Source organism: Bradyrhizobium genomosp. III (genome assembly GCF_000261705.1).
Classification (GTDB): Bacteria; Pseudomonadota; Alphaproteobacteria; order Rhizobiales; family Xanthobacteraceae; genus Bradyrhizobium; species Bradyrhizobium ottawaense.
This window is the reverse complement of the sequence record NZ_AJQF01000273.1, coordinates 1-3,661: the sequence shown is the minus strand read 5'-3', so window position 1 is coordinate 3,661 and position 3,661 is coordinate 1. Positions and strand designations below refer to the sequence as shown.

At 65.3% G+C, this 3,661-nt stretch carries 4 protein-coding genes; all 4 read left to right on the top strand.

From position 1 onward, the window contains the following. The first annotated feature begins 826 nt into the window (after positions 1-826). The 4 genes from IC66_RS0123125 to uraD all read left to right on the top strand — a co-directional run bounded on the left by IC66_RS0123125 (position 827) and on the right by uraD (position 3,435). Positions 827-1,102, top strand: coding sequence for a hypothetical protein (locus tag IC66_RS0123125; RefSeq protein ID WP_028142663.1), 276 nt, complete (start codon positions 827-829; stop codon positions 1,100-1,102). A gap of 90 nt (positions 1,103-1,192) precedes the next feature. Then, entirely contained in the window at positions 1,193-1,606 is a 414-nt protein-coding gene (locus IC66_RS0123120) for a DUF3830 family protein (protein WP_014493672.1), read from the top strand. Continuing rightward, entirely contained in the window at positions 1,607-2,542 is a 936-nt protein-coding gene (puuE, locus tag IC66_RS0123115; RefSeq protein ID WP_028142662.1) for an allantoinase PuuE, read from the top strand. Between the two features lie 5 nt (positions 2,543-2,547). Further along, positions 2,548-3,435, top strand: coding sequence for a 2-oxo-4-hydroxy-4-carboxy-5-ureidoimidazoline decarboxylase (gene uraD, locus IC66_RS0123110; protein ID WP_038949195.1), 888 nt, complete (start codon positions 2,548-2,550; stop codon positions 3,433-3,435). Positions 3,436-3,661 lie beyond the last annotated feature (226 nt).

Sequence of the window (3,661 nt, the reverse complement as noted above, 5' to 3'; positions counted from 1 at the left end):
AAGTCCTGCGAAGGTGCGAGCGAGCCCAACCGGGCGGACGGCATCATCCAATTCGCGGGGTGAGGGAGGCCAGAAGGAATGGTCGGCTCCCGGGAGATCACGGCATAAGCCGTCCAGCCACTGCGCAGGGAAGGCCGAGTGATCGGCACCACCTGTATGCTGCTGTGCGGTTCTTTCTGCGTGTGCTTTTCGCGCAGCGGACCGCGGGTGCGAGCTGGCACCCGGCCTTCCCTGCGCCCTCTTGGATTAGAGGGTGGAGAGTTGAAGCAAAGCTCGGGCGAAATGCGCCGCGAGGCCGAAGAGGCGTGTCTGCGAGCTGAGCTACGTGCCACAAGCTCGATCTCGTAGGGTGGGCAAAGCGCAGCGTGCCCACGCCTTGTTGCTTATGGACGGAGATCGTGGGCACGGCGCTATGCGCCTTTGCCCACCCTACGGCAGCGCCGCTGGGATGTGCACTGGAGTCGCAATGACATGTGGACACAGCCTGCGCCACACTCCGCTCTCGTGCCCCGGACGCAGCGCAGCGTCCCCGGCGATGCGAAGCATCGTCCGGAAGCGGTGCGCTGCAGAGCCGGGGCACATCCATCCGCATCGCGCCCTATCGCCTTCTGGGTCCCGGCTCTGCGAAGCAGCGCTTCGCGCTGCATCGCGTCCGGGACACGAGAGGGAAGCGATGGAGCTTGCCCCGTCTTTGCGCGCCGGCAGTCCCTTGCGAAGTCGCCCGGCCCAGCCCGGCTAAATATTCGGCAATCGCGCCCTCCGGTGCCGATGGACTTGCCCGCGGCAATCCAGTTCAATGGGCCAATCGAGCTTTCAGGCGACAACGATGTCGAGATATCTGCTGGTCCTGCTGCTGTTGGCGTCACCGGCGGCCGCGCAAGTCAAGTTGGCGCCGAAGACCGCGGCCGGACATCCCGATCCCTGTGTCCCGATCGGGCGTACCGCCGACGGCAAGCTGGTCTACTCCATGACATGCGAGATCCTGCCGGCACCGCCCCCGCCGCCGCGGGCGGAACTGAAGGAAGCCCCTCCGCCGGCCGCCGAGCCGGAACCGGAGACGCGGCGGAGCGGCATTTTCGGCTGGTCCTACGACCGCAGGTGACGCGTCCGCGCCCCTTGCGCGAAACTGTCGGGAGTGCTCTTTGCTTGAAAATTATCCGTGGGGCCACCGGCCCCGATCCAGAGAGATGAGATGAGCAAACTCGTTATCCGTGCCGGCGACTTCACCTTCGATGCCCGCTTCGAGGAGCAGCTGGCACCCAAGACCGTCGCCGCCTTCCGCAAGGCATTGCCGTTCGAAAGCCACATCATCCATGTGCGCTGGAGCGGCGAGGGCGTGTGGATGCCGCTCGGCGATCTCGATTTCGGCGTCGGCTACGAGAACCACACCAGCTATCCCGCGCCGGGCCAGATCATCCTCTATCCCGGCGGCATCAGCGAGACCGAGATCCTGCTGGCCTATGGCGGCGTTCACTTCGCCAGCAAGATGGGCCAGCTCGCCGGCAACCACTTCATCACGCTGACCTCGGGCCTGGAGAATCTGGCGACGTTGGGCAAGAGCGTGCTGTGGAAGGGCGCGCTGCCGATCCGCTTCGAGGAAGTCTGAGTGGCTGACACACGCTACCCGCGCGATCTCCGCGGTTACGGCCGCAACCCGCCGCACCCCGAGTGGCCCGGCAACGCGCGGGTCGCGGTGCAGTTCGTCGTCAATTTCGAAGAAGGCGGCGAAAACAACATCCTGCACGGCGATCGCGCCTCGGAAGCGTTCCTGTCCGACGTGCTCGGCGCGCAGCCCTGGCCGGGCCAGCGCCACGCCAATATCGAATCGATGTTCGAATATGGCTCGCGGGCCGGCTTCTGGCGGCTGTGGCGGATGTTCACCGCGCGCAACTGGCCGACCACCGTGTTCGGCGTCGCCACCGCGCTGAAGCGCAACCCCGAGATCGTCGCCGCCATGAAGGAGGCGGGCTGGGATATCGCCAGCCACAGCCTGAAATGGATCGAGCACAAGGACATGACCGAGGCACAGGAGCGCGCCGAGATCGCGGAAGCGATCCGCGTCCACACTGAGGCCACCGGATCGCGGCCGCTCGGCTGGTACACCGGGCGCTCCTCGATCAACACCAACCGTTTGCTGATGGAGGAGGGCGGCTTCCTCTATCTCTGCGACTCCTATGCCGACGATCTGCCCTATTGGGTCAAGAGCGCGGGCGGCAAGCAGCTCGTCATTCCCTATACGCTAGACGCCAACGACATGCGCTTCATCAACCCGCAAGGCTTTGCCGAGGGCGAGCAGTTCTTCACCTATCTGAAGGACGCCTTCGACGTGCTCTATGCGGAAGGCGAAACTGCGCCGAAGATGATGTCGGTTGGCCTGCATTGCCGCCTCGCGGGCCGGCCCGGCCGCGCTGCGGGGCTGATGCGCTTCCTCGATTATATCGGCAAGCACGAACGCGTCTGGGTGCCGACGCGATTGCAGATCGCCCAGCACTGGCACGACAAGCATGCGCATCTCGCGGCCACTGCGTTCGAGATCGGTTGAGGACGATGTCGCAGATATCGCTGTCCGACCTCAATGCCGCAAGCAAGGCCGACTTCGTCGCGGCGCTCGCCAATGTCGTCGAATATTCGCCGTGGATCGCCGAGCAGCTCGCCGACAAGCGACCGTTTGCCGGCATCAATCAGTTGCACACGGCGCTGATGGCGGCGATCCAGAGCGCCGAGCCCGACGTGCAATTGGCGTTGATCCGGGCGCATCCGGATCTCGCCAGCAAGACCCAGCGCGCGGCGGGGCTGACAGTGGAATCGACCGACGAGCAGAACAGCGCCGGCCTCGATAGGTTGTCGGATGCCGAATACGCGGCGTTCGAGCGCGTCAACAGCGCCTATCGGGACAAGTTCGGCTTCCCCTATATCGTCTGCGTGCGCCGCCACACCCGGGATTCCGTGCTGCGCGACTTCGAGACGCGGTTACGCAATATCGCCAAGACCGAGACGCGGCGCGCGATCGAGGAGATCGGCCGGATCTCCGCGCTGCGGCTGGATCAGCTCGTCATGGCCGACGACAGGCTGAAGGTGCACGGCCGGCTCTCGACCCATGTGCTGGACAACCACGCCGGCAAGCCCGCGTCCGGCATCCCGGTCGAGCTCGTGGAGCTCGCAAGCCTCGGCGAGAGCCGTGTGATCGCGCGCGCGGTGACCAATGCGGACGGTCGCACCGATCGGCCGCTGATCGATGGCCGTCCGCTGCCGATCGGCCGCTATGAGCTCAAATTCAGCGTTGCCAGATACTACGCCGAGCGCAACGTACCGCTGTCGGATCCGCCGTTCCTCGACGAGATCCCGCTGCGCTTCGCCGTCAGCGAGCCAGAGGGGCACTATCACGTGCCGCTGTTGGTCACGCCATGGAGCTATTCGACCTATCGCGGCAGCTGAATGCAAGGCGCGCTCTTCACCTCGCCCCGCTTGCGGGGAGAGGTCGAATTCGATCGTAGATCGAATTCGGGTGAGGGGGACTCTCGACGCGTCCAACTGTCACCGTCATTGCGGAGACTCCCCCTCACCCCAACCCTCTCCCCGCAAGCGGGGCGAGGGAGAACAGCGTCGCCGTGGTCGAGCTATCGCGTCCCAGTGGAGTTGCCGAACTTCGCGTGCAGCGCCG